General features: G+C 46.7%; 23 protein-coding genes and 3 pseudogenes. 12 read left to right on the top strand and 14 right to left on the bottom strand.

Annotation, left to right across the window (positions count from 1 at the left end):
* Positions 1–607 precede the first annotated feature (607 nt).
* The 7 genes from RS881_RS08115 (at position 608) to RS881_RS08085 (ending at position 10,786) form a co-directional block, all read left to right on the top strand.
* Positions 608–6,013 carry a PKD domain-containing protein gene (locus RS881_RS08115; protein ID WP_315820614.1) on the top strand — a complete coding sequence of 1,802 codons (5,406 nt, stop codon included), beginning with the start codon at positions 608–610 and terminating at the stop codon, positions 6,011–6,013.
* A 518-nt stretch (positions 6,014–6,531) separates the two neighbouring features.
* Positions 6,532–7,662 (top strand): carboxylesterase family protein, encoded by a 1,131-nt coding sequence (locus tag RS881_RS08110; RefSeq protein ID WP_315820613.1) that lies wholly within the window; start codon positions 6,532–6,534, stop codon positions 7,660–7,662.
* Complete coding sequence (locus tag RS881_RS08105; RefSeq protein WP_315820612.1) at positions 7,656–8,255, top strand: PKD domain-containing protein; 600 nt, start codon at positions 7,656–7,658, stop codon at positions 8,253–8,255. The genes RS881_RS08110 and RS881_RS08105 overlap by 7 nt, the downstream gene beginning before the upstream one ends.
* Before the next feature lie 50 nt (positions 8,256–8,305).
* A complete protein-coding gene (locus RS881_RS08100; RefSeq protein ID WP_315820611.1) occupies positions 8,306–9,496 on the top strand; it encodes a T9SS type A sorting domain-containing protein in 1,191 nt (396 codons plus the stop codon).
* A gap of 120 nt (positions 9,497–9,616) precedes the next feature.
* Positions 9,617–9,829, top strand: coding sequence for an acyltransferase family protein (locus tag RS881_RS08095; RefSeq protein WP_315820610.1), 213 nt, complete (start codon positions 9,617–9,619; stop codon positions 9,827–9,829).
* A gap of 161 nt (positions 9,830–9,990) precedes the next feature.
* Complete coding sequence (locus RS881_RS08090) at positions 9,991–10,428, top strand: hypothetical protein (protein WP_315820609.1); 438 nt, start codon at positions 9,991–9,993, stop codon at positions 10,426–10,428.
* On the top strand, positions 10,382–10,786 hold the full coding sequence (locus RS881_RS08085; RefSeq protein WP_315820608.1) for an acyltransferase family protein: 405 nt from the start codon (positions 10,382–10,384) through the stop codon (positions 10,784–10,786). Before RS881_RS08090 ends, RS881_RS08085 begins: the two co-directional genes overlap by 47 nt.
* Before the next feature lie 64 nt (positions 10,787–10,850).
* On the opposite strand, the gene RS881_RS08080 is transcribed toward RS881_RS08085, so the two are convergent.
* From RS881_RS08080 to RS881_RS61550, 5 genes are all read right to left on the bottom strand, one after another.
* The gene (locus tag RS881_RS08080; protein WP_315820607.1) at positions 10,851–11,264 is read right to left on the bottom strand and encodes a hypothetical protein; all 414 of its coding nucleotides are present in this window, start codon (positions 11,262–11,264) and stop codon (positions 10,851–10,853) included.
* A 369-nt stretch (positions 11,265–11,633) separates the two neighbouring features.
* Positions 11,634–11,891 (bottom strand): ATP synthase F1 subunit epsilon, encoded by a 258-nt coding sequence (gene atpC / locus RS881_RS08075; protein ID WP_315820606.1) that lies wholly within the window; start codon positions 11,889–11,891, stop codon positions 11,634–11,636.
* 100 nt (positions 11,892–11,991) lie between these two features.
* Positions 11,992–12,303, bottom strand: coding sequence for an ATP synthase beta subunit C-terminal domain-containing protein (locus RS881_RS61560; RefSeq protein WP_425476375.1), 312 nt, complete (start codon positions 12,301–12,303; stop codon positions 11,992–11,994).
* 53 nt (positions 12,304–12,356) lie between these two features.
* Positions 12,357–13,046 (bottom strand): F0F1 ATP synthase subunit beta, encoded by a 690-nt coding sequence (locus RS881_RS61555; RefSeq protein WP_315824395.1) that lies wholly within the window; start codon positions 13,044–13,046, stop codon positions 12,357–12,359.
* Between the two features lie 41 nt (positions 13,047–13,087).
* Complete coding sequence (locus RS881_RS61550) at positions 13,088–13,492, bottom strand: F0F1 ATP synthase subunit beta (RefSeq protein WP_315820604.1); 405 nt, start codon at positions 13,490–13,492, stop codon at positions 13,088–13,090.
* Positions 13,493–14,194: 702 nt separating this feature from the next.
* Between RS881_RS61550 and RS881_RS62540 the strand changes: the two are divergent.
* From RS881_RS62540 to RS881_RS08010, 5 genes and pseudogenes are all read left to right on the top strand, one after another.
* Positions 14,195–17,299 (top strand): annotated as a pseudogene (locus tag RS881_RS62540) (DUF2135 domain-containing protein).
* Between the two features lie 234 nt (positions 17,300–17,533).
* Positions 17,534–18,358 (top strand): TolB family protein, encoded by an 825-nt coding sequence (locus RS881_RS08025; protein WP_315820597.1) that lies wholly within the window; start codon positions 17,534–17,536, stop codon positions 18,356–18,358.
* Positions 18,355–18,642: a hypothetical protein gene (locus RS881_RS08020; protein WP_315820596.1), complete on the top strand. Its 288-nt coding sequence runs from the start codon at positions 18,355–18,357 to the stop codon at positions 18,640–18,642. The genes RS881_RS08025 and RS881_RS08020 overlap by 4 nt, the downstream gene beginning before the upstream one ends.
* Positions 18,569–19,189 carry an alpha/beta hydrolase family protein gene (locus RS881_RS08015; protein ID WP_315820595.1) on the top strand — a complete coding sequence of 207 codons (621 nt, stop codon included), beginning with the start codon at positions 18,569–18,571 and terminating at the stop codon, positions 19,187–19,189. Before RS881_RS08020 ends, RS881_RS08015 begins: the two co-directional genes overlap by 74 nt.
* A gap of 46 nt (positions 19,190–19,235) precedes the next feature.
* Positions 19,236–19,424, top strand: coding sequence for an alpha/beta hydrolase family protein (locus tag RS881_RS08010; protein ID WP_315820594.1), 189 nt, complete (start codon positions 19,236–19,238; stop codon positions 19,422–19,424).
* Between the two features lie 113 nt (positions 19,425–19,537).
* On the opposite strand, the gene RS881_RS08005 is transcribed toward RS881_RS08010, so the two are convergent.
* From RS881_RS08005 to RS881_RS07965, 9 genes and pseudogenes are all read right to left on the bottom strand, one after another.
* Positions 19,538–19,942 carry a hypothetical protein gene (locus RS881_RS08005; RefSeq protein WP_315820593.1) on the bottom strand — a complete coding sequence of 135 codons (405 nt, stop codon included), beginning with the start codon at positions 19,940–19,942 and terminating at the stop codon, positions 19,538–19,540.
* 159 nt (positions 19,943–20,101) lie between these two features.
* Positions 20,102–20,650, bottom strand: a complete 549-nt coding sequence (locus RS881_RS08000; RefSeq protein ID WP_315820592.1) for a PDDEXK-like family protein — start codon at positions 20,648–20,650, stop codon at positions 20,102–20,104.
* A gap of 599 nt (positions 20,651–21,249) precedes the next feature.
* A pseudogene (locus tag RS881_RS07995) lies at positions 21,250–22,163 on the bottom strand (efflux RND transporter permease subunit); the annotation flags it as partial.
* 50 nt (positions 22,164–22,213) lie between these two features.
* Positions 22,214–23,511: pseudogene (locus tag RS881_RS07990) on the bottom strand (efflux RND transporter permease subunit).
* 38 nt (positions 23,512–23,549) lie between these two features.
* A complete protein-coding gene (locus RS881_RS07985; RefSeq protein WP_315820591.1) occupies positions 23,550–24,098 on the bottom strand; it encodes an efflux RND transporter permease subunit in 549 nt (182 codons plus the stop codon).
* Between the two features lie 209 nt (positions 24,099–24,307).
* Positions 24,308–24,844: an efflux RND transporter periplasmic adaptor subunit gene (locus tag RS881_RS07980; RefSeq protein ID WP_315820590.1), complete on the bottom strand. Its 537-nt coding sequence runs from the start codon at positions 24,842–24,844 to the stop codon at positions 24,308–24,310.
* Positions 24,841–25,206: an efflux RND transporter periplasmic adaptor subunit gene (locus RS881_RS07975; RefSeq protein ID WP_315820589.1), complete on the bottom strand. Its 366-nt coding sequence runs from the start codon at positions 25,204–25,206 to the stop codon at positions 24,841–24,843. The genes RS881_RS07980 and RS881_RS07975 overlap by 4 nt, the downstream gene beginning before the upstream one ends.
* Positions 25,207–25,377: 171 nt before the next feature.
* Entirely contained in the window at positions 25,378–25,740 is a 363-nt protein-coding gene (locus tag RS881_RS07970) for a TolC family protein (RefSeq protein WP_315820588.1), read from the bottom strand.
* Positions 25,741–25,852: 112 nt separating this feature from the next.
* Positions 25,853–26,332, bottom strand: coding sequence for a TolC family protein (locus RS881_RS07965; RefSeq protein ID WP_484557616.1), 480 nt, complete (start codon positions 26,330–26,332; stop codon positions 25,853–25,855).
* Positions 26,333–26,355: the final 23 nt, after the last annotated feature.

Genomic DNA, 26,355 nt, shown 5'->3' with positions numbered 1-26,355 from the left:
TATAATTTGATCTCACAGTTTTTACTGCCTGCAATTCACGCAGGTTTTCCACATTTTATCCATTAATAACCTTGAAACTCGCATTTGGCCTCTATTTTGCGTGGGTTACCTGCTTACTTACTACCCATATTCTGTACTCTGCAAAACCACTCTAAAGAACAGCTTGCTTGTCTATCCTTTAAAAAATGGGGTCTTATTATGTTTCGAAAGCTACAACACAGTTGTTTCCTGGTAGGATTATTGTATATTGTTATTCGTAATCCAAAGAGTCCAGTTAGTCCCAGATATCCTAAATCCGAAAAATCAACCTCATGAAAAACTGTACCCGCACCAGGAGAAAGTGGTATGTACACGCCACATTGATTTTCTTCTTTTCCCTTTTATCATTTACAGGATTTTCACAGTTGGCGGCCAAGGGCCTCACCGCTGCTAATGGAACGTTTATTGGTTTTACCAGTTTACGCCCTATGATTATAATCCTAACCTGCAGCCCAAGTATCCGGTCATCATCTTCCTGCATGGTATCTCCGAACGAGGAAATGGTACTACCGACCTGCCTTCTGTTTTAGGCAATGGTACACCCAGAAATGTCAATGAAGGGCATACCATGCGTTTCTTTTGGAATGGCAAATGGGAAACCTTTATTGTGCTGATTCCCCAGTTGTCCAGAAGTTATGGGTGGTGGCAGAATTTCTATGTGGAGGAAATGATCAAGTATGCCAAGGCCAACCTGAATATAGACCCCAACCGTATTACGCTCACGGGTTTAAGCCTGGGTGGTGGCGGAACATGGGCATACTCAGGCGGTTCACTGGCCAATGCCCAATCCTTAAATGCTATTGGGGTAACCTGCGGTACTTGTCCCAATGTTAACCTCTCTAATTTAACGAATGCCAACCTGCCGATATGGGCTTTCCATGCAACCGACGATGGTACGGTGGGGGTAGGTTGTACCACCAGTACTATTGGCGGTATTAACGCATTAAACCCGGCAGTTAAACCTTATATGACCATTTGGCCTGATGGCAACCACTGGATATGGGGCCGTGTATATGATACGGAATACAACTATCAAAACCCCAATATCTATGAATGGTTTCTGGGACAGGACAAAAGCAAACCAGTCAATCAACGACCGGTAGCCAATGCCGGACCGGCACAAACCATTACCACGGGGTTAGGTACAGCCACGCTCAACGCCTCGGCCTCAACCGATCCTGATGGGACTATTGTTCGTTATATATGGACTAAGAAATCGGGCCCCAATTACGGAAGTATCGCCACCTCGGTATCTACCAATGGTATTGCAACTGTAACAGGACTGATCTCTGCGGGTACCTATGAATACGAGGTAAAAGTAGTAGACGACCGGGCTGATTGGACTTTTGCTACAGTTAAGATAACGGTGGTGCCGGGCGCAGGTCCTAACCAGGCACCTACTGCCAATGCCGGTGGCGATATTGCCATCAATCAACCGGCTACTACCGCTACGCTGAATGGTTCTTCTTCCTTTGACCCCGAAGGTAAAATGGCCTCTTATGCCTGGACAAAGCTCACAGGACCTACAGGTGGTAATATTACCAGTCCTTCAGCGGCGTCGAGCCAGGTAACAGCGCTTGTACTCGGTGATTATACTTTCCGCCTGGTAGTAAAAGATACGGATGGCTTATGGGACGATGATACAGTAAAGCTTACGGTGAAGCCGCCACACCAAAATGGTGTACCCAATGCAGGTGCGGACATTGTAATTTCATTACCCAATAACAGTACTAGCCTCGATGGTTCTGCTTCTTATAGTCCCGAAGGGAACCTTGTTAAGTATGAATGGTCTAAATTGAGTGGCCCGCTCAACTTCAATATTGTAAGCCCTAATGCTGCTGTTACAGCCCTGAATGGGTTGGTACAAGGAGTATACACTTTTAAATTGACGGTATGGGACAACCTTTGGGTTCCCAAAACGGATACGGTGCAAGTAACCGTGCTGGCGGCCAGCGGTAATCTGCCTCCTGCAGCCAATGCAGGTACCGATATCACCATTACTTTACCTACCAACAATACAACATTAAATGGTTCAGCTACTGATCCCAATGGCAATAATACCATTGCTTCCTATGGCTGGACACGGATCAGTGGACCAACACAACATACTTTAGGCAATGCCAATGCTGCTTCTACCCCATTGTCCAACCTGGTGGCAGGCACTTATGCCTTCCGCCTGTTGGTGACGGATGCAGGAGGATTGACAGATGCCGACACGGTACAAGTAACGGTAAAAACGCCTGCCAATCAAGCACCCACGGCCAATGCCGGTGGCGATATTACCATTACGCTGCCCGCCAATAGCCTCACGCTGAATGGCAGTGGTTCATCTGACGCGGATGGCACCATCGCCTCCTATGCCTGGAGCCGCATCAGTGGCCCCACCCAGCATACGCTGGCCGATCCGGCGGCGGCTGCTACGGAACTGAGCAATCTTGTACAAGGTACTTATGCATTCAAGCTGGTAGTAACGGATAATGGTGGACTTACTGGTAATGATACTATTTTGGTAACGGTAAAACCAGCACCCGTCAATCAAGCACCTGTAGCCAATGCAGGGACTGATCTAACGATTACCCTACCTGTTGACAATACAACTTTAAATGGCTCGGCCTCTACCGATCCTGATGGAACGATCGTAGGGTATTCCTGGACCTGGATAAGCGGCCCCATACAATACACGCTGGCCAATTCAGGTGCTGTTTCTACAGCACTGACCAACCTGGCAGCCGGTACTTATGTATTCCAGCTTACGGTAACCGATAATGGCGGACAAACACATAGTGATAATATAAGCGTGGTTGTAAAACCAGCTGCCACGGTTAATCAACCACCGGTGGCCAATGCAGGTTCGGATATATCTATCAACCTGCCTACCACGGCCACAACGCTCAATGGATCAGGCTCCACAGATCCCGACGGCACCATCACCACCTGGTTATGGACCAAGATTAGTGGTCCTGCTAATTATACCTTGAGTGCTAACAATATTGCGTCACCGGGATTGGATAACCTGGAATTGGGTACCTATGCCTTTGAATTAATGGTGACGGATAATGAGGGAGGCAGCAGCAAAGACACGGTGACAGTATTGGTGAAACCGCAACCACCAGCCGGTAATCAAAACGCCATTGCCATTGCAGGCAATGATGTAACCATTACGCTGCCCACCAACAGTTTAACCCTGGATGGCAGTGCTTCTTATGATCCAGATGGTAATATCAATGGCTACCAGTGGTCTAAAATTTCCGGACCAGCCCAATTCAGTTTGGGTAATGCCAATGCAGCTACCACTACCTTGAGTAACCTGGCAGAAGGTACTTATAAGTTTAAATTGAGGGTTTGGGATGGTGTGTTTGTACCTACTGACGATACGATTCAGATTGTTGTAAAACCCGAACCCAACCGGCCACCGGTAGCCAATGCAGGGGCAGATATTGTAATTACCCTGCCGGCTAATAGCACCAGCCTGAATGGTTCGGCCTCTACTGATCCCAATGGCAATAATACAATTGCCAGTTATTCCTGGACAAGGATCAGCGGGCCTGCACAACATACGCTGGCCAATGCCAATGCAGCCTCTACTGCACTCACCAACCTGGTACAGGGTACTTATGCCTTCCGTTTGCTGGTAACTGACAATGGAGGACTTAGTCATGCCGACACTGTTTTAGTAACGGTGAATCCGATCCCCAACAGGGCGCCAGTGGCCAATGCGGGCAGTGATATAACCATTACGCTGCCAGTAAGCAATTCTACGCTGAATGGAACAGCTTCTTCTGATCCGGATGGCAACAACACGATCACTACTTATGCATGGACCAAATTAACCGGTCCCGCACAATTTAGCATCAGCAATAGCAATGCAGCTTCCACAGCACTGACCAACCTGGTGGAGGGAACATATACTTTTGAATTGGCCATTACTGATAATGGCGGTTTAACTGCAAAAGATACGGTATTAGTAACGGTAAACCCAAGACCCAACCAACCGCCAGTGGCCAATGCGGGTGCAGATATCAACATCCCACTGCCCAATAACAGTACAACCCTCAATGGTACGGCTTCGACTGATCCGGATGGCAACAATACCATTAGTACTTATACCTGGACCCTGGTAACTGGCCCGGCTCAATACACGCTGGCAAATGCCAATGGGGCTTCCACTGCATTGACCAACCTGGTGCAAGGCACCTACACTTTCCAATTGAAGGTGACTGATAATGGCGATTTGTCGTCTACCGACCTGGTAGTAGTTACAGTAAGCCCCATTCCCAACAGGGCGCCGGTGGCCAATGCAGGAAATGATAATACGATCGCCCTGCCTGCCAATAGTGTAACGCTCGACGGTACAGGCTCAACGGATCCTGAAGGAAACAATACCATTGTATCCTACAGCTGGAGCTGGGTTAGCGGCCCCGCCCAATATACATTGGGTAATGCCAATACAGCTACCACTACCCTGAGTAACCTGGTAGCGGGTACTTATACATTTGAATTGACAGTTACTGATAATGGCGGTTTGTCTGATGATGATATCGTGGTCATTACTGTAAGCCCCAACCCCAATAGGGCGCCGGTGGCCAATGCAGGAGCCGATATTACCCTCACCTGGCCTACCAACAATACCACCCTCAATGGAAGTGGTTCCTATGACCCTGATGGTAATAATACCTTAACCTATTCCTGGTCGAAGGTGGCAGGTCCAGGCCAGTTTCTCCTGGGCAATGCCAATGCGGCCACTACCGCACTCGAAAATCTGACAGGTGGGGAATATACTTTTGTACTCATCGTAACAGATAATTATAATATCAGTGCTAAGGATACGGTGAAAGTGACGGTGATCATGCCGGCCAATCAATTGCCTATCGCCAGGGCTGGCGATGATATCAGTGTTACCCTGCCGGCTCCTTCTATCCAATTGGATGGCAGCACTTCTTCCGATCCGGATGGTACGATAGTTTCTTATGCCTGGGTGAAAACAGGGGGCACAGGAAGTTTGACAATTATCAATTCAGCATCCAGCAAGCCTGTCATCCTCGATGCAGAAGCCGGGGAATATGAATTTGAGTTGACTGTAACTGACGACAGAGGCGGTATTGCAAAGGACAGGTTAAAGGTAACTGTTCAACTGCCGCCCAATGTGTTGCCGGTAGCTGATGCAGGAAGTGATATCAGTGTAAACCTGCCCAACCCTGTTATTGAATTGGATGGCAGTGCTTCTTATGATCCCGATGGAACGATCGTTGCCTGGACCTGGACTAAAACCAGTGGGCAAGGCGCTTTGACAATTATCAATTCCGCATCTGCCAAACCAACGATTGTAGGTGTACAAGCAGGTGAATATGAGTTTGAACTGACTGTAACCGATAACAGGGGTGGTATTGCCAGGGACAAGGTGAAACTGACTGTACTGGCTAAGGAAAATAAAAAGCCCATAGCCAATGCCGGAAAGGATGTAATGATCGCTGTGCCTGCTACTTCCGCTACCCTGAACGGTCAATTGTCTTACGATGAAGATGGCAACATTACGGCCTATACCTGGAAACAGGTAAGCGGCCCTGCTGCTGCCACCATTGGAGGTAATACGGTTATCACCACGGCTACCAACCTGCAACCCGGTGAATATGTTTTTGAACTCACCATTACAGATAATAATGGCGCAACCGGCAAGGACAGCGTGAACATTTCAGTGGTAAATAATTTACGATACGATGAAAACATCACTGTCTATCCCAATCCAACACAGGGGGCCTCACAAATTACGGTTCGATGCATTACGGATACACTGGGTATTGCAACCTTTACCCTGATGGATCAGTTTGGCAGACCAGTAGAAGTGCATAGGCGTATCAAATCGCAGGCTTACCAGGAGTTTCCATTTACGATCAGCCACCTCAGAAATGGTAATTATTATATAGAAGTACAAATTGAACGTAAGAAGAGAATGGTGACAAAATTCATTAAACGCTAAACAGAAACACTTACACGCTGTATTATTTTTGAAAGCGGGATGAAATTATTTCATCCCGCTTATATTTTATATTCCATTCAATGCGATCAACTGTTAGTTAATATTGTTTCATCATTTATCGGCTGAAACGTAGAACAGATCAACACTTCAGCATTCAACAAAAAATGTGGGCTGTTAAATAACTGTTCGTAGAAGTACTTACACAATTCTTTATTACAAAAATTAAATTATAATGTAGTTAAAAATAGCACAAGATTTTATTGAGATTGGTATAGTAATTGCGACTTTTCTTGCCGTTCAATCTTTCCCTATTTAAGCTCGGTTAGTACAATAATAAGGCGTTGCATTTTCACGCGTAACAACCCCACGGAGTGAGAGGGCGCAATTATAGTTAACCGGCTGCCATTTTTCCTTATTGCCTACAAGTTTGGATTTCAGTAATGATGATGTGAGTCATCAATGTGGTCATGTTAGTTTAACTACTAGCTGACCACAGGGGATTTTATTTCATAACCAATGTGCTAAATTTCAGAATTCTCTATGAAAAACTATTCCTGTGCCTGAGCCTGTTGATCACCTTAACTGTATCCGCTCAGCAAGTACCCAAAAGCCTGACTGCAAGTAACGGCCAGTTTATTGGCTTTTACCAGTACACGCCGACCAATTACGATGCAAATCCAAACACCAAGTATCCCGTCATTATCTTTTTACATGGCGTAGGGGAAAAAGGAAATGGAACAACTGAATTGCCCAACATTGCTGGCTTAGGCGTACCTGGCGCCATTAAGAATGGCCACACGATGACCTTCACCTGGAATGGAAAAACAGAAACCTTCCTGGTTTTATCTCCTCAATTAGACAGAAAGTATGGCGGATGGCAAAACTTCTACGTAGAAGAAATGATCAATTATGCCAAAAAGAACCTGCGGATAGATGAAAACCGTATTTTCCTTACGGGGCTTAGCCTCGGTGGTGGCGGAGTATGGTCTTATGCCGGTGCTACGCTTGACAATGCCAAAGGACTGGCCGCTATTGGCGTATGCTGCGGCACCTGCCCTGGCATCAATTTCTCCAATTTAACCAATGCCAACCTGCCTGTTTGGGCATTCCATGCTGCTGATGACAGTACCGTACTGGCATCCTGCACCAATAGCGCCATTGCCAATATCAACAAATTAAACCCTGCGGTTGCTCCCTACAAAACGATCTGGCCTACCGGCGACCACTGGATATGGGGCCGTGTTTATGATACAGAATACAGGTGGCAAAATCCCAATCTGTATGAATGGTTCCTGGGACAAAATAAAAGCCTGCCCGCAAACAAACGCCCGGTAGCTAATGCTGGTGGAGCTGTTGCAATCCTTAATAATCCTGGCACCGCTACCCTGAATGCCGGTAAATCGACTGATGCTGATGGAAAAATTGTACGCTATATATGGACAAAGATAGCCGGTCCTTATGCAGGTTCTATATCCACTAGTACTTTTAGTACAAACAGTTCTACTACTGTTACCGGATTGAACCTACCCGGCACTTACCGGTATGAACTGAAGGTAGTAGATGACCGCGCCGACTGGTCATTGGACACGGTTACGGTAACTGTAAGTCTGGCCACTCCCCTCCTGCGGGCAACAAACCGCCCGTGGTAAATGCAGGAGCTGATATTACGGTGAACCCACCTACGCGCATCGTGAACCTGAAAGGTACTGCCACCGACCCCGATGGCTATATTGTAAGCTACGAATGGACCAAGATCAGTGGACCTGCTGCCTTCCAGATCATCGACCCCAACTATGCAGCTACTCAGGTAATGGGCATTACAACAGGGACTTATGTATTCAGGCTGACAGCTATTGATGATAAATACAATACGGTATCCGACGATATTACAGTAACTGTAAACGTAACGAACCCCAACCCTGGTGATGGCAGCGGCTCTGGTGTCAATGCCGGACCCGATGTTACCATTACGTTACCCACCAATAGTGTTTCGCTTGATGGTTCGGCCTCCTCCGATCCCTATGGTGGTAATATCAATGCCTGGAAGTGGGCCAAGATCAGCGGCCCCTCACAATTCACCATTACCAACTCGGCCGTTGGCATCACCACGGCTACCAACCTGGTAGAAGGTACGTATGAATTCCAGCTTACCACCTGGAACAGTGCATGGGTACCCAAATCCGATACCAAAGTAGTAACGGTTAAAGCCGGCAACACCCCCAGAAACCAAGTGTTCAGGTAGCCAATGCCGGTGCAGATGTTACCATTACCCTGCCCACCAATAGCGCTACCTTGAATGGATCGGCCTCCGCCAATCCCAATGGTATTATCAATGGTTATAGCTGGACCAAGATCAGCGGACCAACAGCCTTCACCATTGCCAATGCGCAAATTGCAACTACAACAGTTAGCGGACTTACAGAAGGCACTTACGAGTTCAAACTTACAACCCTGGATCATCAGAGTGTACCTTCTTCCGATACGATGAAAGTGATCGTAAAACCAGCACCAGTTACCAATCCGCCGATACCTGGCCGGGTAGCCAATGCAGGAGTTGATATTACTATTACGCTACCCACCAATAGTGTAACGCTGAATGGCTCGGGTTCCACCAATCCCAATGGTCCCATCTATGCTTATACCTGGACCAAGATCAGTGGACCAGCAGCCACCATCGCCAATGCCAAAGTAGCTGTAACAACAGCCAGCGACCTGGCGGCTGGTACCTACCAGTTCCGCCTTACTGCCTGGGATCACCAGTTTGTTCCTTCCTCCGATACGATGGTGGTGATCGTAAAACCCGGTCTTACCAATCCCGGCAATGGCAACAATAATGGCGGCGGCACGGGCGGTCCAGCCGGACCTTCTGGCAATGGCACGATTACCAATGCTGGTCCCGATCAGACCCTTACGCTGCCTGTAAACAGTACTACCCTCAATGGTTCGGCTTCCAATGATCCCGCCGGCGTATTCAGGGCATGGACATGGACCAGGATAAGTGGCCCCACGCAACACACCATTGCCAATAATTTGCTACAGGTAACCACCGTCAGCAACCTGGTAGAAGGTACTTACCGGTTTAGGCTCACTGGTTGGGGCAATGACTGGAGGCCTTTCAGTGATACGATGCAAATCACGGTGGTTTCCAATGCAGCGCGAGTTGCTACCACTGCCACTACCAGCTCAGTTACTACCGAATCGTTGGCCGATGCGAAAGCTGGTATTGCGGAAAACAAACTGGTATTGTATCCCAATCCGGCACAAGGCCAGCTCCATGTGCAAACCAGCAGCAATACTACGGGCTCTTCCTTCCTGAACATTTATGATATGGCCGGAAAGTTGATCCTTAAGACAGGTTTTCAAAAAACGGTGCCACTGCACCAACAGATCATCAATGTATCATCACTGAAGTCTGGTGTATACCATGCGGAAGTAGTGATCGCTAATAGTGTACGCTTAAACAGTAAGTTCATCAAACAATAGTTCTCTTTCCAATATCCTGAGAAAAGGCATGGGCCGTCACGATTACGTTGTGACGGCCCCTTTTTTGTGCTGGCAGTATATCAAATAAAATTGTATTTTACCACGCCCTTACAAACGCCTATGACTGGAAATAGATATATCGGTTTCGACCTGATGAGAACAATGGCTGTGATGTTGGTTTTGCTGAGTCACTCCCTGGCCTTTCTGCCCTTTGCCTGGCCCAGGGAATACCTCTATAATTTTATGGGCTTTGCCGGGGTGGAGATCTTTTTTGTACTTAGCGGTTTCCTCATTGGCAATATCATGTACAAGGCTTTCCAGAAAAAAATTTGATAAGAATGGCCTCAAAGTATTCTGGGTACGCAGGTGGTTCAGAACGCTTCCCCTGTATTATATCGTTCTTGTCCTGAATATCGTACTTACCATTTTGATTGAAGGCATTCACCACGTTCCCCTTACGGCCTTCCTCTTTCCGCTTTTTTACAAAATTTCATGTGGCCCCACCCTACTTTTTTGTACCGGCCTGGAGCCTAACCATCGAAGAATATTTCTACCTGCTATTTCCCTTATTGTTGTTCTTCTTCATGAATATCCGGAGAATACCCTTCCGCAGGTCATTCCTGCTGATGATCATTCTCTTCTTTGCGATTCCCTTTATACTGAGAACCGCGGCCTTTGTATTACTCGACTCAGGATATATCCAGCAATCAAGGCCAGGCTTTAATCTCCATTGGGACCTGCACCTGCGCCGGATAACCCTTTTCCGCCTGGATGCCATCGCCATGGGCGTATTGACTGCCTATCTCATGAACAATTACAAAAGCTTTTACAAAAATACAAACAAGCCTTACTCCTGGCTTCCATTACGTTGCTTACAGCATCTATATGGATGTATTTCAAGTTTGTTCATCCCGACCAGATCAATATTGTAAGCGCCATTCTCATCTTTCCCCTGTTCAGCCTGGGCTTTGCACTTTCTATACCCTGGCTGCAGTATATGAGAACGATGGATATTTTTCAGCACCTATTACCTTCATTAGTAAAATATCCTACTCCGTTTATCTCTTACATACCGTACTGTCTGATTTCCTGTTTAAATACATTTATAAAGGCAGTTATGGGTTACCCTATCAATTAATGATCTGGTTAGCATTCATCCTAGTTTCTATAGGTATCTCTGCGTTGAGCTATCGCTATATTGAACTTCCCTTTACGCAAAAGCGTGAAAAGTATGGCAGTGAGTCAGTTACCCCTGTGCCCGTGGTGAAAGCAGTGAGAGAGCCCAAATAAAAAAGCCAATCCCTGCCTTCATGAGTGGCGGAATTGGCCAACCCTGGTACTACCAGGCAACTATTTATTCGGAAATATCATATAACCGGCATACTTCGCTATAAGTAAGTTGTGCAAAGTTGGGTTTCATCACCCGGCCCGAGGCAGGCGTACCGCCTGGAATAATAATATATCTTACCTGATTGGTGGTGCTGGGAATACCGGTAGGCACCACATCACAGATCACCCGGATGGTATTTATGAGTAGTCCATGCTGAAAGCGGTATTGGGTGGCCGCGCCTCCAACATTATAGTAAATGCTGGGCAGCAATTTGGCAATACCGACACCATCGGGATCGGCTACAAATTTCGCATAGACCAGTACAGTACCACTGTCGATAATACCTTGTGTAACCTTGGTAGAAGCGATATCGAAATAATAGGTTGCTTTACCAGAACCTGTAGAGGTAGTGGAAGCCACCCAGGGATTGGTGGGCATCCAGGCAGAGTAAATTACGTTGGCTGTACCTTTTTCTCCGGTTTCGCCTTTGGGACCAGTATCTCCTTTTTGCAGGCAAAGGAAGCCGTAAGGATCAGTAGTGCCGCTATTCGGCCCGATAAGGTTGGCATGTTATTCATTCTTGTTTTTGGGTAATGATATGCTGATAAAGTTATTGGGATAGAATACCCTGTCCAATCGCTCAAACGAGTGATTAACATGGGTATTGGCACAAAATAATCTATGGTATTAGCCCAAACACTACATGAAGATGTAGTTGTAAGGTAAAGGTGTCAACTCTTTGTATCGTATGGGCAAAAAAATCCCGCGCTGCTAGCGCGGGATATATAAAATATGCTTTTGATCTCCCTATTCTACAGTGGTGGCGCCTTCTACCAATACGGTTACTTTATTGTCCAGTACTTCAACAAAACCACTTTGAATATCGTAAAATACCTGGTCGTTGGACTTATCTTTCAACACCTTCAACCGGCCAGCTTTCAGCGCACTTACCAGTGGAGCGTGCATATTCAGTACTTCAAACAAACCAGTAATACCTGGCAGTTGAACACCATATACATCGCCGCTGAAGAGTTTACGTTCGGGAGTTAATATTTCTAAATTCATAATAAACTAATGTGCAGATTACCGATGTACCAATGTGCGGATAAGAGATAGTTTTCGGGTATCAGTCATTCGCACATTTGCCCATTTTCAAATTGGTTAATTATCCCTGCGCTTGGGCCAACAGTTTCTTACCTTTTTCGATAGCATCATCGATGGTACCTACCAGGTTGAAAGCTGCTTCAGGATATTCATCTACTTCACCGTCCATGATCATGTTGAAACCACGGATGGTTTCTTCAATTGGAACCAGTACACCTTTCAGACCAGTGAACTGCTCGGCTACGTGGAAAGGCTGAGACAAGAAACGCTGTACTTTACGTGCACGGGATACGGTTTGCTTATCTTCATCGCTCAACTCATCCAAACCAAGGATGGCAATGATATCCTGTAACTCTTTATAACGTTGTAAGATGAGCTTAACACGGTTGGCAGTATTGTAATGTGCGTCACCAACAATGGCTGGTGTTAGGATACGACTGGTAGAATCAAGGGGTCAACCGCAGGATAGATACCTAAGTCGGCAATTTTACGGCTTAATACGGTTGTTGCATCCAGGTGAGCGAAGGTGGTAGCCGGAGCGGGGTCAGTCAAGTCATCCGCAGGTACGTAAACGGCCTGTACGGAAGTGATTGAACCGTTTTTAGTAGAAGTGATACGCTCTTGCATCAATCCCATTTCAGTAGCCAGGGTGGGTTGGTAACCTACCGCGGAAGGCATACGACCCAACAGGGCCGATACTTCAGAACCTGCCTGGGTGAAACGGAAGATATTATCTACGAAGAACAGGATATCACGTCCTTTGCCCTGACCATCGCCATCACGATAGTATTCTGCAATGGTAAGACCAGATAAGGCCACACGTGCACGGGCACCTGGGGGCTCATTCATCTGACCGAATACGAAGGTAGCTTTGGAATCTTTCAGCTCGTTCATATCCACTTTGCTGAGGTCCCATCCGCCTTCTTCCATGCTGTGTTTGAAAGCATCGCCATATTTCATGATACCTGCTTCGATCATTTCACGCATCAGGTCATTTCCTTCACGGGTTCTTTCACCTACACCGGCAAATACAGATACACCACTATATGCTTTCGCGATATTGTTGATCAACTCCTGGATCAATACGGTTTTACCTACACCGGCACCACCAAACAGACCGATCTTACCACCTTTAGCGTAAGGTTCGATAAGGTCAATTACTTTAATACCGGTAAACAGTACTTCGGTAGACGTGCTAAGGTTTTCAAATGCAGGGGGCTTACTATGGATAGGACGACCACCTTTTTTTTAGATACAGCTGGTAAACCATCAATAGGATCGCCGGTTACATTGAACAAACGGCCTTTAATGGCATCACCTGTTGGCATCGCGATAGCTGCGCCGGTATCAGTTACTTCCAGGCCACGAATAAGGCCTTCTGTACCATCCATAGCGATACAGCGTACGCTGTCTTCACCCAAGTGCTGTTGTGTTTCCAGTACCAGGGTATCGCCATTTGGTCTTTTCAGTTCCAATGCGTTATAAATTTCCGGGAGCTTTCCTTCAAACTGCACATCCACTACCGCGCCGATGATCTGTTTGATCTTACCAACGTTTGCCATATGTTTTAAGAATGTATTGTTTTATTAACCACCTTTTAACAGGGGGTGTTTTCAGGCCGCAAAGGTAAGGGACAGAAAGAGAATTTGGATATAGAAAGCAAGAAATATAAAAGACCGGGGATAATTGGTGGATGAAGCAGGCGGATTAAACTTAATCGCCATTGCTTATGAATCGATTAAATTATTGATTATTAACTATTTATTTTAGTCTGGCGGGTTGGGCGAAGACCGGAAGTGAATCGCTGGTTACTCAATTTGAAAGGCAGATTACGCAGAATCGGGTTAAAGGGACCAGGGCTTGACCAGGAGCTGGTGAGAAGTTGATCAGGGTATGAGCAGGACTTACCCGGGGCTTAGGCAGGAGTTGACCAGGGAAATACCAGGCAAACACCAGGGAATGACCAGGGAAACACCAGGGAATCGCTGAATAGACGGATTTGAAAGGATTCCACGGATTATGTGGATCAGACGGCGCGCCAGGCGGCGGGCGTGCGCTTTAGGAGAAAGGGGCTGGGGCTCAACCATTTTTAAGGAAATGCGCCTTTAATAGGGAAGCGGTACCCTACGAGTACCCTTCCGGTACCTTCGGGCCGCCCTGGAGAGTCATTGAATACATAGATGTAGATGGATTTCGCTGATTAAAGGGAGCGGCCTGCTTATGTAAACGCCCCCTCCCCTGCATCTATATAGAAACGCACCTTTATGCTGAAAAGAATCCGCTTTGGCACGGCCCTGCTGCTATGGCTGGCCTGTTATACGCCTGGCCAGGCTCAACTACCGCAATTGAAGATCGGGGATAAGGAAGATCCTAAAGTGACGCTGAGCAAACTATCCATAGATGTTAAAGTAGCTGGGTCCATTGCCATTACGACCATGGAAATGACCTTCCACAATAAACATAACCGTATATTGGAAGGAGAGCTGCTATTTCCCATGCCACAGGGCATATCTGTTAGCCGCTATGCACTGGATATTAACGGACAGATGCGGGAAGCGGTGCCCGTGGAGAAAGAAAAGGCCACTCAGGTGTTTGAAGAGATCGAACGGCAGCGGGTAGACCCCGGATTGCTGGAAAGGGTGGAAGGCAATAATTTCCGCACGCGCATATATCCCCTGCCTGCCAATGGCACGCGTACGGTGATCATTGCCTATGAAGAAGAACTGGTATATACGAATAAACAATCGCTGCGCTATCACCTGCCCATGGATTATAAAAGCCCCATAGACCAATTCAAATTGAATGTGTCTGTATTGCAGCAGGCGTTTAAACCCGAACTGGAGGAGGAGCCCAACGGCGACCTGCGGTTTAAAGAATGGAATCACAATTATACGGCCTCGCTTAGCAAAGAACATTTTATACCGGAACAATCGCTTACCATCGCCATTCCCAAATCATCTGCCAATGCCGAAGTGATGATGCAGCAATCAGGCGGCAACTACTATTTCCTGGTCAATTGCTTTCCACAAAAAGACAGCAGGCCCAAAGCCAGGGTAAATGAAGCCACGATTGTATGGGATGCCTCACTCAGTGGCCTCAACAGGAACATAAAGAAAGAACTGGAACTGCTGGGCAGCTATATTCAGCACAACGACAACCTGGTGGTGCACCTCACGGTACTCAACAATACTTTCCGCAAAGCAGGCAGCTTCACCATTCGTCAGGGCAACTGGCAGGAGCTTAAAAAGCTATTGAACAATTGACTTATGATGGCGGCACGAATTATAACCAGATCAACTTTGGCGGCAGTGACGAATACCTCTTTTTCACGGATGGCCTGTCTTCTCTTAGTGCCGGCGAGGAAATCAAACTGCCCAATAAACCCGTATATACCATCAGTTCGGCACCACGTTCCGATTTCGCCAATCTCAATACATAGCCCAAAAGACAGGCGGCGCATTCATTAACCTGGATGCCTTGAAAATAAACGAGGCAGAGAAATTACTAACCCAACAGTCCTTACAATTCATCGGCGTTAAACGCAATAGACTGGTGAGTGAGACGTACCCTTCGCTGCCCGAACCAGTGATCAGCAATTTTTCGCTGGCCGGGATGGTGACGGAACCTACCGCCACCATTACCCTGCAATTTGGCTATGGCAGTACGGTAACGAGCGAAAAACGGTAACGCTGGATTACAGCAAGCAGGAAGTAAGTGCTGTAAACCTGGCCCGGGTATGGGCCCAAAAGAAGATCGGTGAACTGGATATTCAGTATGAACAGAACCAGGAACTGATCAGCTTTTTAGGCAAACAGTTTTCCATCGTTACCCGCAATACTTCTCTTATTGTATTGGAAACGGTGAACGACTATGTGCGTTATGAAATAGAGCCGCCTGCCGATCTAAGGGATCAATACGACCGGCTGATCAAGCAACAACTGGCGCAACGGGAAAGCAGGCTACAAGTTACGCTGGCCAATGCCCTGCAACAGCTCAATGGGCTGGTAACCTGGTGGAACAGGAGTTTTACAGCACAGGCAAGTCCAAAGCCCGGCAAGCCCTACCGGCCCGACAGGCCCACGCGTACAGATACGGTCAGTTTTAATAACCAGGCACCCGATCCAGCCAGGCTGGAGGCGGCAGCTGATCGGTCTGCTGCCCCAAGAGCTCAATTAGAGGAAGTAGTGGTAGTGGGTTATGGTACAAGTCGTAAAAGGGAATTAACCGGCAGCATAGCCACCGGCTCAGATGATCGCTTAATGAAGCAGCTGGCAGGACGGATTCCGGGATTACATGTTACCCAAGCAAAGCGGACAGCTATTCCGACCGCCAGCAGTCCAATTGTTGCCAAGGATGAAGAGGTAAGGTCTGGGTATGTTGGTGATGTTTCCCGGCAAGAGCGGACCTCCATTGATATCAAACAATGGACACCGGAACGCAGCTACCTGCAATCGCTGGCCAAAGAAAAGGCCGGCAATCGATATGCTGCCTACCTGGCCTTGCGCAAAGAATACCTCTATACACCCACTTTTTTACTATGATGTAGCCAATTTCTTCTTCCGGGAAAAGGACACGTTGACCGGCTTACAGATACTGACGAATATGGCCGAGATCGACCTGGAAAATCATGAATTGTACAAACTATTGGGTTATAAGCTCCGTGAGGCCGGCGCCTGTGAGGAAGCCATCACCGTTTTCAGGAAGATACTCCAATGGCGGCCGCAGGAACCACATAGTTACCGTGATTATGGCCTGGCCCTGGCCGATGCCGGCAAGTATCAGCAGGCCCTGGATACGCTGTATGCCGCCCTTAAAAGAACTACAGCGAAAGCACTTCGGGCATGTATCGCGGCATTGAAGAGATCATTGTTACCGAGATCAATCAACTGATCAGCCTGCACAGGGATCAATTAAACCTGGCCGGCATCGACCATAAACTGATCCATGCCATGCCCACGGATATACGGGTGGTATTGAACTGGAACAAAAACGATACGGATATGGACCTATGGGTAACGGACCCCAATAAAGAGACCTGTTATTACAGTCACAAGGAAACCTTAATCGGAGGCCGGATGTCCAATGATTTCACCCGTGGATATGGCCCTGAGCAGTTCCTGCTCAAGAAAGCCATCAACGGCAAATACCAGGTCAAGGTCAATTATTACGGCGACCAGCAATTTAAGTTCAGTGGGCCCACTACGGTAATGGCCGAGATCTTTACTCATTATGCCGATGGCCACCAGGAGCGCAAACTGATTACGCTTCAGATGGAAAAAGGCGGCAAACAGGAGGGGGTACTGGTGGGCGAGTTTGTGTTTGGCCCCAAAGCCAGTCACGATGACCAGGCGGTGAATGGCAAGAGGTAAGTGGCAGGTAGTGAGTGGTAAATGGCGAGTGGTGATTTTTGACTGATAACATTAATTTAAGATATAGTAACAAACCGCTTGCATTATTCCTACGTATATTAGTACAGAGTCAGTGCTTACCTTATATCGGGAGGTCCGTCCAGGCCTCCCTTTTTTTCTTCCTACCGTCCATAATTATACCCAGTCCCGGAAGCCTATATTTCATTATCTTCTGTTTTAAAACCTTCATTAGACATGAAAAGACACCTTCTCCTGATTGCCGTTGCAGGCAGTCTGGCGGCCTGTAACAACGAACAAGCCAATGAAAAAGAACCCACAGCCCGGCAAGTAGCTCAATACAGTATTGAGCAGTTTTATAAAAGCACCAATGTTGGCGGCGGCGCCATTTCATCGGACGATAAAAAGCTGCTCATCAGCAGCAATGAAAGCGGCATCTACAATGCCTATGAAATTGATATTGCCAGTGGACAGAAAAGACCATTGACCACTTCTACCAAAGAATCGGTATTTGGAAATGACTATGTACCCGGCACCACGCACTTTATTTATAGTTCCGATAAGGGCGGCAATGAGAACGACCACCTCTTCCTCGATAAAGGGGATAGCAGTATAAAAGACCTGACGCCGGGCGCCAAAGAAAAAGCCAGTTTCTATGGCTGGAGCCGCGATAATAAATGGCTCTATTACAGCAGCAATAAGCGCGATCCCCGCTACTTCGACCTGTACAAGATGGATACCACCGGCTGGAAATCGAACATGATCTATAAAAATGATAATGGATTTGATGTAGGTGCTATGTCCGACAATGAACGCTACCTGGCGTTGGTGCAAACGCTTACCACCTCCTCCACCAATATCTACCTGGCCGATCAGCAAACCAAGCAAACCAAATTGCTGAATACAGATAGTGTGTCCAGCAGCAATGCCCCGCTGCAATTTTCGATGGACAACAGTACGCTGTATTACTCAACAGATGATGGCAGCGAATTTCAGTATGTGGTAAAATATGATATCGCTACAGGCAAAAGGAAAAGCTGTACAGCACCAATTGGGATGTGATGTACATGTACCTTTCGTATAATGAAAAATACCGGGTAATAGGTGTCAATGAAGATGGCAAGAACAAGATCTACATCTTTGACCACAAAACAGGTCAGGCTATCGACTTCCCCAAGTTGGATGATGGCGATGTGCAGGGCGTCAGCATTTCCCGCAGTGAAAACAAGATGCGCCTGACGGTAGGTAACTCCAAATCGCCCAACAATATCTATGTATACGACTTTGGTACCAAGGAACTCAAAAAAGCTCACGAATACGCTGAACCCCGAGATCAAAGAAGATGAGCTGGTATCGGCCGAAATTGTACGGTACAAATCATTCGACGGGCTGGATATCCCCGCTATCTATTACAAGCCCCAGCAGGCAAGCGCCACCAATAAAGTACCTGCCCTGGTTTGGGTACATGGCGGCCCCGGCGGACAGTCAAGAGCCGGCTATTTCTCGCTGATCCAATACCTGGTAAACCATGGTTATGTTATCCTGGCCGTAAACAACCGGGGCAGTAGTGGTTATGGAAAATCTTTCTTTAAAATGGACAATCGCAACCATGGAGAGAAAGACCTGCAAGATTGTGTATGGGGTAAAAAACACCTGGCTTCCCTGCCTTACATTGACTCTACCAAGATTGGTATCATCGGCGGTTCTTATGGTGGTTATATGACGCTGGCGGCCTTGTGCTTCCAGCCGGATGAATTTAAAACCGGCGTTGACCTGTTTGGCGTAGCCAACTGGTTGCGCACCTTGAAAGAAGTACCTCCTTACTGGGAGTCGTTCAAAAGGCACTGTATGAAGAAATTGGCGATCCCAATACGGCCGACACGGTACGGTTGAAACAGTTCTCCCCGCTCCTACATGCCGGCAATATCAAAAACCTTTAATGGTATTACAGGGCGCCAATGATCCCCGTGTATTAAAAATAGAAAGTGATGAAGTAGTAGCTGCTGTAAAAAAGAATGGGGTAGCTGTAGACTATGTGGTATTCCCCGATGAAGGTCATGGCTTCCTGAAAAAGAAAATGAGATCAAAGGATATGGCCAGATCTTACAATTCCTGGACAAACACCTGAAAGGGGATACTACGAAAACGAAATTGAATTAGGCCGGCAGTCGACATTAAGAAGGTGGATCACTTATTAAGGGCGATCCACCTTCTTATTTATACGAGTAGTATTATCAGCATTTATACGGGTAAAAATATATGCTCCAACCTCTCTTTTACCATCACAAAAAGCTCCATCACCCACTTCAATAGTTCATTGATCAATTCAATTCTTTTGGACGACTGTAAACGACGTACATCAGCCATATTATTAAAATTGATGCCAGTATGATCCCATAACGGCCAATGACTGTCCAGGCCGTTCGACTTCCACCCTTCTCTTATTTCACTGATATAAGCTCTTACAAGGTCTGCCCGGGTGGTTCTAAACTGGTTATTGAGCCACACCCCATAATAGGGCGCCCCCGAAAGTTGCTCAATACAAATGGATAGTTCGGCATGATCAGGTGAACCACAAAACTCGTCTCTATATAGACAAAGCTTTGAATACCTGCTATCAATGTTTTTATCCAAAAAACTTTCCATCCGGGGTAGGTGGCCATCCTTTGCCGGAATTGACCAGCCACTTCGTTCCAGAATTCAGCAAACAGGATATCCTTTACGCTGGCAAATTGTTCCACTACATCACAGGCAGCGTCAAAGTTTTCCTCGGAAGTAAAAAATTGATATAATTCAGTTTGATACTTATTCATTACAGATAGACTTTAATAGTTGCAAATATTGTTCCACCATGACCCTGACCTTGATGGCCTTAATATTATCCATACAGTCCTCCAGCCATTCAATGATGTGCGTTTTATAAGAGATCATTTGGAAAAGGCCTTGACTTTGCCAATCCGCCAATAATGTTGCCTCAACAGAATATTCACTGGGAAAGCCACCCAATGGTTTAAGGTAAAAAATACGCTTACTACCAGCCTGAATATGCCTTAAAGAATCAAGATAATTCTTATATCTTACTAATTGCAGTTGTTGATCACCCGCATTGATCTTATTCTCAATAACAATAGCATATGGATTATGCCTGGCGCTATGATTGATAAACAGATCGATCTGACCCACACCTTCACCACACCACAGTTCATCTACTACGGATACATATGCAGGATCATAATTTTCAAAAAGTGTATCAGGCAGAAGTTTTTTAATAAAGGTTTTGAAAAACAGGGGCCCCTGGGCATGCGTACCAGCGGGGTCGAGCAGATGTGCTATAAAGGGAGTGTGCAGCTTCACTTCAGCATACCTGATCTTCAGGATATTGAAGACGTTGAAGAATTCCGCTTCAGTTTGATTGATCTCAATAAACGTGCCTTGAGTGCCTTGTGTCGGCCGAAAAGGTCCAGCACAGAAGACCGTCGCTTCACAGCCTCGGTTTGTTTCAATTGCTTATACCGATCCAGGAAGGAGTAAACGCGATCAGGGAGAGTATCCATGCCTGTAAGAGATTAAGATACGAATATATACAATCAATTACAGAAAAACAGCAGCCCGAACCAAATCCATAAAACCGGAACAATAACTCTAAAAAGCAAAGAAGCCGGCCAAATGGTTCACCATTTAACCAGCCTCTTTGCCTTATTAGCCCCTATTTACCATCGGCTATTAGCTCCTCAGGACAAACATACTCACAACTGACTACTCACTTTTCTCCACCTCCACCTTAGGCGCCAGCAACTTATAGAGCACCGGTGTTACAACCCGGGTGAGTAAGGTTGAGCTGATCAACCCGCCAATGATCACCAGGGCCAGGGGGTATACAAGGGATTGTTTTCCAATACGAGCGGCATCAAACCTCCAATAGCGGTGAGCGTGGTCAGGATGATAGGCACAAACCGGGTTTCGCCCGCTTCCTGTATCGCATCATCCAGTCCCATCCCTCCTTTGCGCAGTTGATCGGTATAATCAACGAGTAAGATGGAGTTTTGACCTCGATCCCGATCAGCGCAATAAGACCAATTACTGCTACAAAAGAAAAGGTATTGCCTGTAGCCAGTAAGATAAGTACAGCGCCGATGATACCCAGTGGCACTACGGATAGTACGATCAAAGTACCACGGAATGTTTTAAACTCCAGCACCAGGATACCCAGTATACCAAAGATGGTAATGAGCACAATGGTTCCCAGCCCGCCAAAACTATCCTGCTTACTTTCCACTTCTCCTGCTGCTACATAGTGTGTGCCGGCCGGGAACGCCATATTATCCAGGTTTTTCAATAATCCATCTGTTACCTTGGTCGTATTGTACCCACTTTGAACAAAGGCTGTCACCACGGTATAACGATCCTTATCATAGTGTTTGATGCTGGTAGGCGATGACTGAAATTGTATATCTGCTACCTGGCTCAAAGGAACAGGAGCATTGTTGGCTGTACTTACATACACCTTTTGCAAGGCATCCAACGTTTGGTGTTTGCCCCGGGGCAAGGTTACATTGATATTGTATTCATCTCCATTCTCTTTGCGGAAGGTGCCGATATTGAGGCCCGCAATAGCCATACGCACTGACCGGTCAATTTCATTCACAGCAACACCCAGCATACCGGCTTTTTCCTTGTTGACCTTGATCTTGATATCCGTTTTCAAGGTGGTGAGTTCATTGTTGACATACATAGTGCCCGGTGTTTTCTTCAATAGGTCTTCTATCCGGAATGATAAGGATCTTAAAGTATCCAGGTCTTCTCCAAATAACCGGATCGCAATGGGCGCGTCTACCGGTGGTCCTTGTTCAAAATCCTTTACCTCGATCCTGGCATTGGGATAATTCCTGAACCTGCTCCTTAACTCATCGATCAGTTTTATTTTTTTAGAGGGGGTGTTTCCTTCAACTGGATAAATAACTGGGCATAGTTACTGGCTTCATTCTGGGGTATTACATTGTAATAAATGCGCGGATTACCATGCCCCACATTGGTAGCATAATTCTTCAGGTCGGGAATGGTCTTGATTTCCTGTTCTACATACCGGGTTACTTTATCTGTAGCAGCGAGGCTGGTACCCAACGGTGTTTCAATATTTACCATGAACATGGGCTTTTCCGAGGCAGGGAATACACTGAAACCAACTATCGGCACCAAGGCCAGGCTGCCCACAAAGACCACCAGCGCCACCAGTAAGGTAATAACAGGATGAGCGATCGCGCTGTGCAATAAACGGCGGTAGGAACCTCCTATAAATCTTTTCAAACCACGCAGAAAGATATTCCCCTCCGGATTATGGTGCGGACTTAAAATACGGCTCGACAAAAACGGAACAATGGTAAGGGAAACAAATAAGGAAGCCAATACGGTAGTGACCACAGCAGCAGGCAAGCTACGGATAAAATCACCCGCCCCTTCGGGTAAAAACATCAATGGCAGGAAGGCAAATATTAGGGTAGCCGTACAACCCAATACGGCCAGCCCAATCTGTTTGGTAGCCTGCATTGCCGCCTCTTTTCTATTGTACCCCATACGCAGGTAACGCTCAATATTCTCAACCACCACAATACTGTCGTCCACCAATAAACCCAATGCTACGATCAAACCCACAATACTCAACTGGTTAATGGTAATGCCAAACATATCCAACAAAAACAAACCAATAGCCAGGGACAAAGGAATAGAGATCATGACCACCAGCGAAGCCCGGAAACCTAATGGCAGTAAGGTCAACAATACCAGGAAAATAGCGATACCAAAATCACCGGTAAAGCCACTCAGTCGTTTACGTACGCTTTCTGCATTATCAAAACTTTGTTCGTAACCGATGCTCTTAGGCAACTCCTTTTGAAATTGCTCCAGCACAGGTTTCACCTGTTCTTCGACCGCAAAAATATTGGTGCCTGCTTTGCGACTGGCTACCACAAATACACCCCGCTTTCCATTGAGGCGGGCCATATAACCTTGCTCCTCATAATCAAATCCAACTTCTGCAATATCTCTCACATACACCAACTTACCATTGGCACTGCTTACGATTGTATTTTTACCTCCTCTACGGTCTTGTAATTTCCACTCGTTTTTACATTGAACTTTTTGGCACCCATTTCAATACTGCCACCAGGAATATTTACATTCTCGCTTTGGATGGCCCCCAATACTTTATTGAGTGGTATTTTATTTTGTGCCAGCTTTTCCAGGTGTAAGGATACCCTTACCTGCTGCTGGGGAAAGCTACGTTCTCTACATTCTTCAGCGACTTGATCTTTTCCAGCCGCTCCTTTAGTTTCTTACTCCATTCTTCCAGGTCCTTGTAGGGAGCGGTTTCACTTAGCAACCCTACCTGAATAATATTCACATCAGAAGGGGTGAATTTCTGTACTTCCAAACTCAATATATCCTGTGGCAGTTTTGACCGCAAGCCATCCAGCTCTCTCACTACATCCTGGTATTTCCTTTCCGGGTCAGTTTCATATTTGAATTCTATACTTATTACTGCCAGCCCATCATCAATCTTCGTCCTCAGCTTCTTCACATCATCCAGTTCATTGAGCTTTTTTTCAATGGGGTCTACTACCAGTTCTTCCATATCCCGTGGACTGGTACCGGGGTAAATGACAATGGCCGAGAACTGCGGCGCTTCCATATCAGGGTCCTCGCCACGCGGCATATTGAACAGCGAGTTAAGACCAATGGCTATCAACATCACAAAAACGATGAGGGTGAATTGATAGTTCTTGACCGAGAAGTCAGTTATTTTCATGATTAGCTTTTTTAAAACATGTTGGGTATTCGATGCGATGCTGCCACTTCCGAGGAATGACGTTCCTCGCGGGTGGTGCGCCTACAGCGCACGAAAACCATTAATTGCGTTTTCTACAAAGCGGTAACCCCTAAAGGGGTTGGTTGAAGGCAGCTTGGATATCCCTTGCTTTGATCTACCTTTTATCACTCATCACCCATCATTCACCACTACTTGATCACCTTCACCAAAGATTTCTCTGTCAGGTACCCTACTCCCTCTGTGATCACCTGCTGCACACTGTCGAGCCCGTTCACAATAGCTACCTGGTCTTTTTCCACAAAAGCAATGGTAACAGCATGGCGCTGTACTGTTTTCTGATCGCTGTTGACTGTATACACAAAACCCGTTTTACCATCAGCTTCCGCCAATGCTTCTATGGGTATCAGTGTTACCGTTTGCAGGTTGGAAGGTTGTAATTGAACTGTAGCAAATAAGCCGGTGGCAAAACGTACACCGCCGGGCAATACTTTTACTTCAATCTGGTAAGTACCGTTGGCTATATCCGCTCCTTCGGCAATCTGGCTGATAATACCATTGAATGTTTTGTTGGGATAAGCATCCAGGGATACCACCCCTTTATTCCCTTTTCCCAATACGGCCCAATCCTTATCCGATACGCCAAAGCGCATGACCCAATCGCTGCCTGCATTGCCATTCACGTAGAATACGGGTGAGCCGGGGGCAGCCAACTCACCTTCATTCATGCTCTTTTGAGGATGGTACCATTTTCCGTAGCCCTTATCTGTGCATATTGTTGGTTAAAGCGCGCAATACGCAAGCCTTCTGCTGCCACCTGTTGTTGCGTGGTAGCATTTTGCAACTGTTCCAGCGTGGCCACCGTATCGTTGTACAGGTTCCTGGCCCTGGTCACATCACGCTGTGCTTTTTCGGATCCTTGTACAGCCTGTTGTACCTGTGCATTGATCTCTGTAAGGTCAAGTGTGGCCAACAGTTGACCTTTCGCTACATGATCGCCTTCCTTGACATATATCTTTGAAATAATGCCCCCGGTCTTGAACGACAGGGTGGCTTGGCTGGTCGAAGCGATCGTACCAGAATAGCGCAATACCGGTGCATATTGCGTTTGTGTTACCGGCTGCAGTTTTACAGCTATTGCATTGTCATCATCAGCCTTTGTACTGGCCTGGCTTTTTCGTTACAGCGGGCCACGGCAAACGCAGCGACTGTAATGAGCAGGAAGCGGAATGAATACCCTATTTTTTCATAAACAATTATTTTAAAAAGTATAAGAAGCAGTGGCGCGCTCAACTTCCGCGGCCCTTGTTAAAACAGCCAGTTGTGCCAGCGAATACCGGATCTGTGCGTTGGTCAATTGGGTGCGTATATCGATCAACTCCAGTTGCAGCGCCTGCCCTTCCCGGAAACGCCTTTCGGTAAGGCGATAAGTTTCCTGCGCACTATACACCTCATCACGCAGCGCCTGTACACTTTGTAGTGAAGAGTAGTAGTTATTGTAGGCCGTCCGTACCTGCAGGCTCAATTGCTGCTCCACCTCTTTGTATTGATTGGCCAGGGCATCCAGGTCGATCTGCGATTGTTGTATTTTATACTTGTTATCATTGGCCCGGAAAGATTCCATTTCAGTTGAAGTCCGCCCAACTGGTAAAACTGATCATTGTTAAATTTGAGCCGGAAACCCTGGAAACCGATATTGTAAAAAGCATTCAGTGTAGGCGTTAGATAGCTTTTGTTCATCCGTAGGGTAGTAGCCAATAATTTTTGGTACTCCTTAATTGCTTCAGTTCTTCCCTGCCCGCAGGTACTTCCAACGATACAGGTATGGGCGTACTAAACTGCCCGGCAATGGTACTATCTGCTATTACTGTTGTTTCCAGTGGTTGGTTCAGTAGAAAATTGAAATAAGCGGCGGCGTTTTGCTGGTTATTCGTGGCTTCAATCAATGAAGCCTGTACCTGGCTCACCTGTGTTTTGGCACGCAAGGTGCTTTCTTTGGTAGCCGTTCCATTATTGACCATCTTTTCACTTACCCGCAGGTTCTCCTGTACCAGCGAAAGTGCATTGTTATAAATAGCCACGGATTTACCAGCCTGCAGGTATTGGTAATAAGCCTGTTTGATCGTTTTCACCAATTCCCGCCTGTATACATCAATGCTGGCCTTGCGCGTATGGATCAACTCTTCTTTCACCTGCCGGTTATAGCGGAGGTCCATATTCACCACCGGTACGGTTACCT

Origin of the sequence: Paraflavitalea speifideaquila (assembly GCF_032395985.1) — a bacterium.
In the GTDB taxonomy this organism is placed as follows: Bacteria; Bacteroidota; Bacteroidia; order Chitinophagales; family Chitinophagaceae; genus Paraflavitalea; species Paraflavitalea speifideaquila.
Note: the sequence above shows the minus strand (reverse complement) of the source record. Positions and strands in the feature narration are given on the sequence as shown.

Excerpts from the sequence above, each read along its gene's own strand:
- RS881_RS08015 (WP_315820595.1), top strand. The coding sequence starts at position 18,569 with ATGTATACGACTTTGGTACCAAGGAACTCAAAAAAGCTCACGAATACG.
- RS881_RS08080 (WP_315820607.1), bottom strand. The coding sequence starts at position 11,264 with ATGCCCACCAATCCCTGGGTGGCTTCCACTACCTCTACAGGTTCTGGT.
- RS881_RS61550 (WP_315820604.1), bottom strand. The coding sequence starts at position 13,492 with ATGGCAAACGTTGGTAAGATCAAACAGATCATCGGCGCGGTAGTGGAT.
- RS881_RS07970 (WP_315820588.1), bottom strand. The coding sequence starts at position 25,740 with ATGGAATCTTTCCGGGCCAATGATAACAAGTATAAAATACAACAATCG.
- RS881_RS07985 (WP_315820591.1), bottom strand. The coding sequence starts at position 24,098 with ATGAAAATAACTGACTTCTCGGTCAAGAACTATCAATTCACCCTCATC.
- RS881_RS08095 (WP_315820610.1), top strand. The coding sequence starts at position 9,617 with ATGACTGGAAATAGATATATCGGTTTCGACCTGATGAGAACAATGGCT.
- RS881_RS07980 (WP_315820590.1), bottom strand. The coding sequence starts at position 24,844 with ATGAATGAAGGTGAGTTGGCTGCCCCCGGCTCACCCGTATTCTACGTG.
- atpC (WP_315820606.1), bottom strand. The coding sequence starts at position 11,891 with ATGAATTTAGAAATATTAACTCCCGAACGTAAACTCTTCAGCGGCGAT.
- RS881_RS08025 (WP_315820597.1), top strand. The coding sequence starts at position 17,534 with ATGAAAAGACACCTTCTCCTGATTGCCGTTGCAGGCAGTCTGGCGGCC.
- RS881_RS08115 (WP_315820614.1), top strand. The coding sequence starts at position 608 with ATGCGTTTCTTTTGGAATGGCAAATGGGAAACCTTTATTGTGCTGATT.
- RS881_RS08085 (WP_315820608.1), top strand. The coding sequence starts at position 10,382 with ATGGATGTATTTCAAGTTTGTTCATCCCGACCAGATCAATATTGTAAG.
- RS881_RS08010 (WP_315820594.1), top strand. The coding sequence starts at position 19,236 with ATGGTATTACAGGGCGCCAATGATCCCCGTGTATTAAAAATAGAAAGT.
- RS881_RS07965 (WP_484557616.1), bottom strand. The coding sequence starts at position 26,332 with ATGGACCTCCGCTATAACCGGCAGGTGAAAGAAGAGTTGATCCATACG.
- RS881_RS08005 (WP_315820593.1), bottom strand. The coding sequence starts at position 19,942 with ATGGAAAGTTTTTTGGATAAAAACATTGATAGCAGGTATTCAAAGCTT.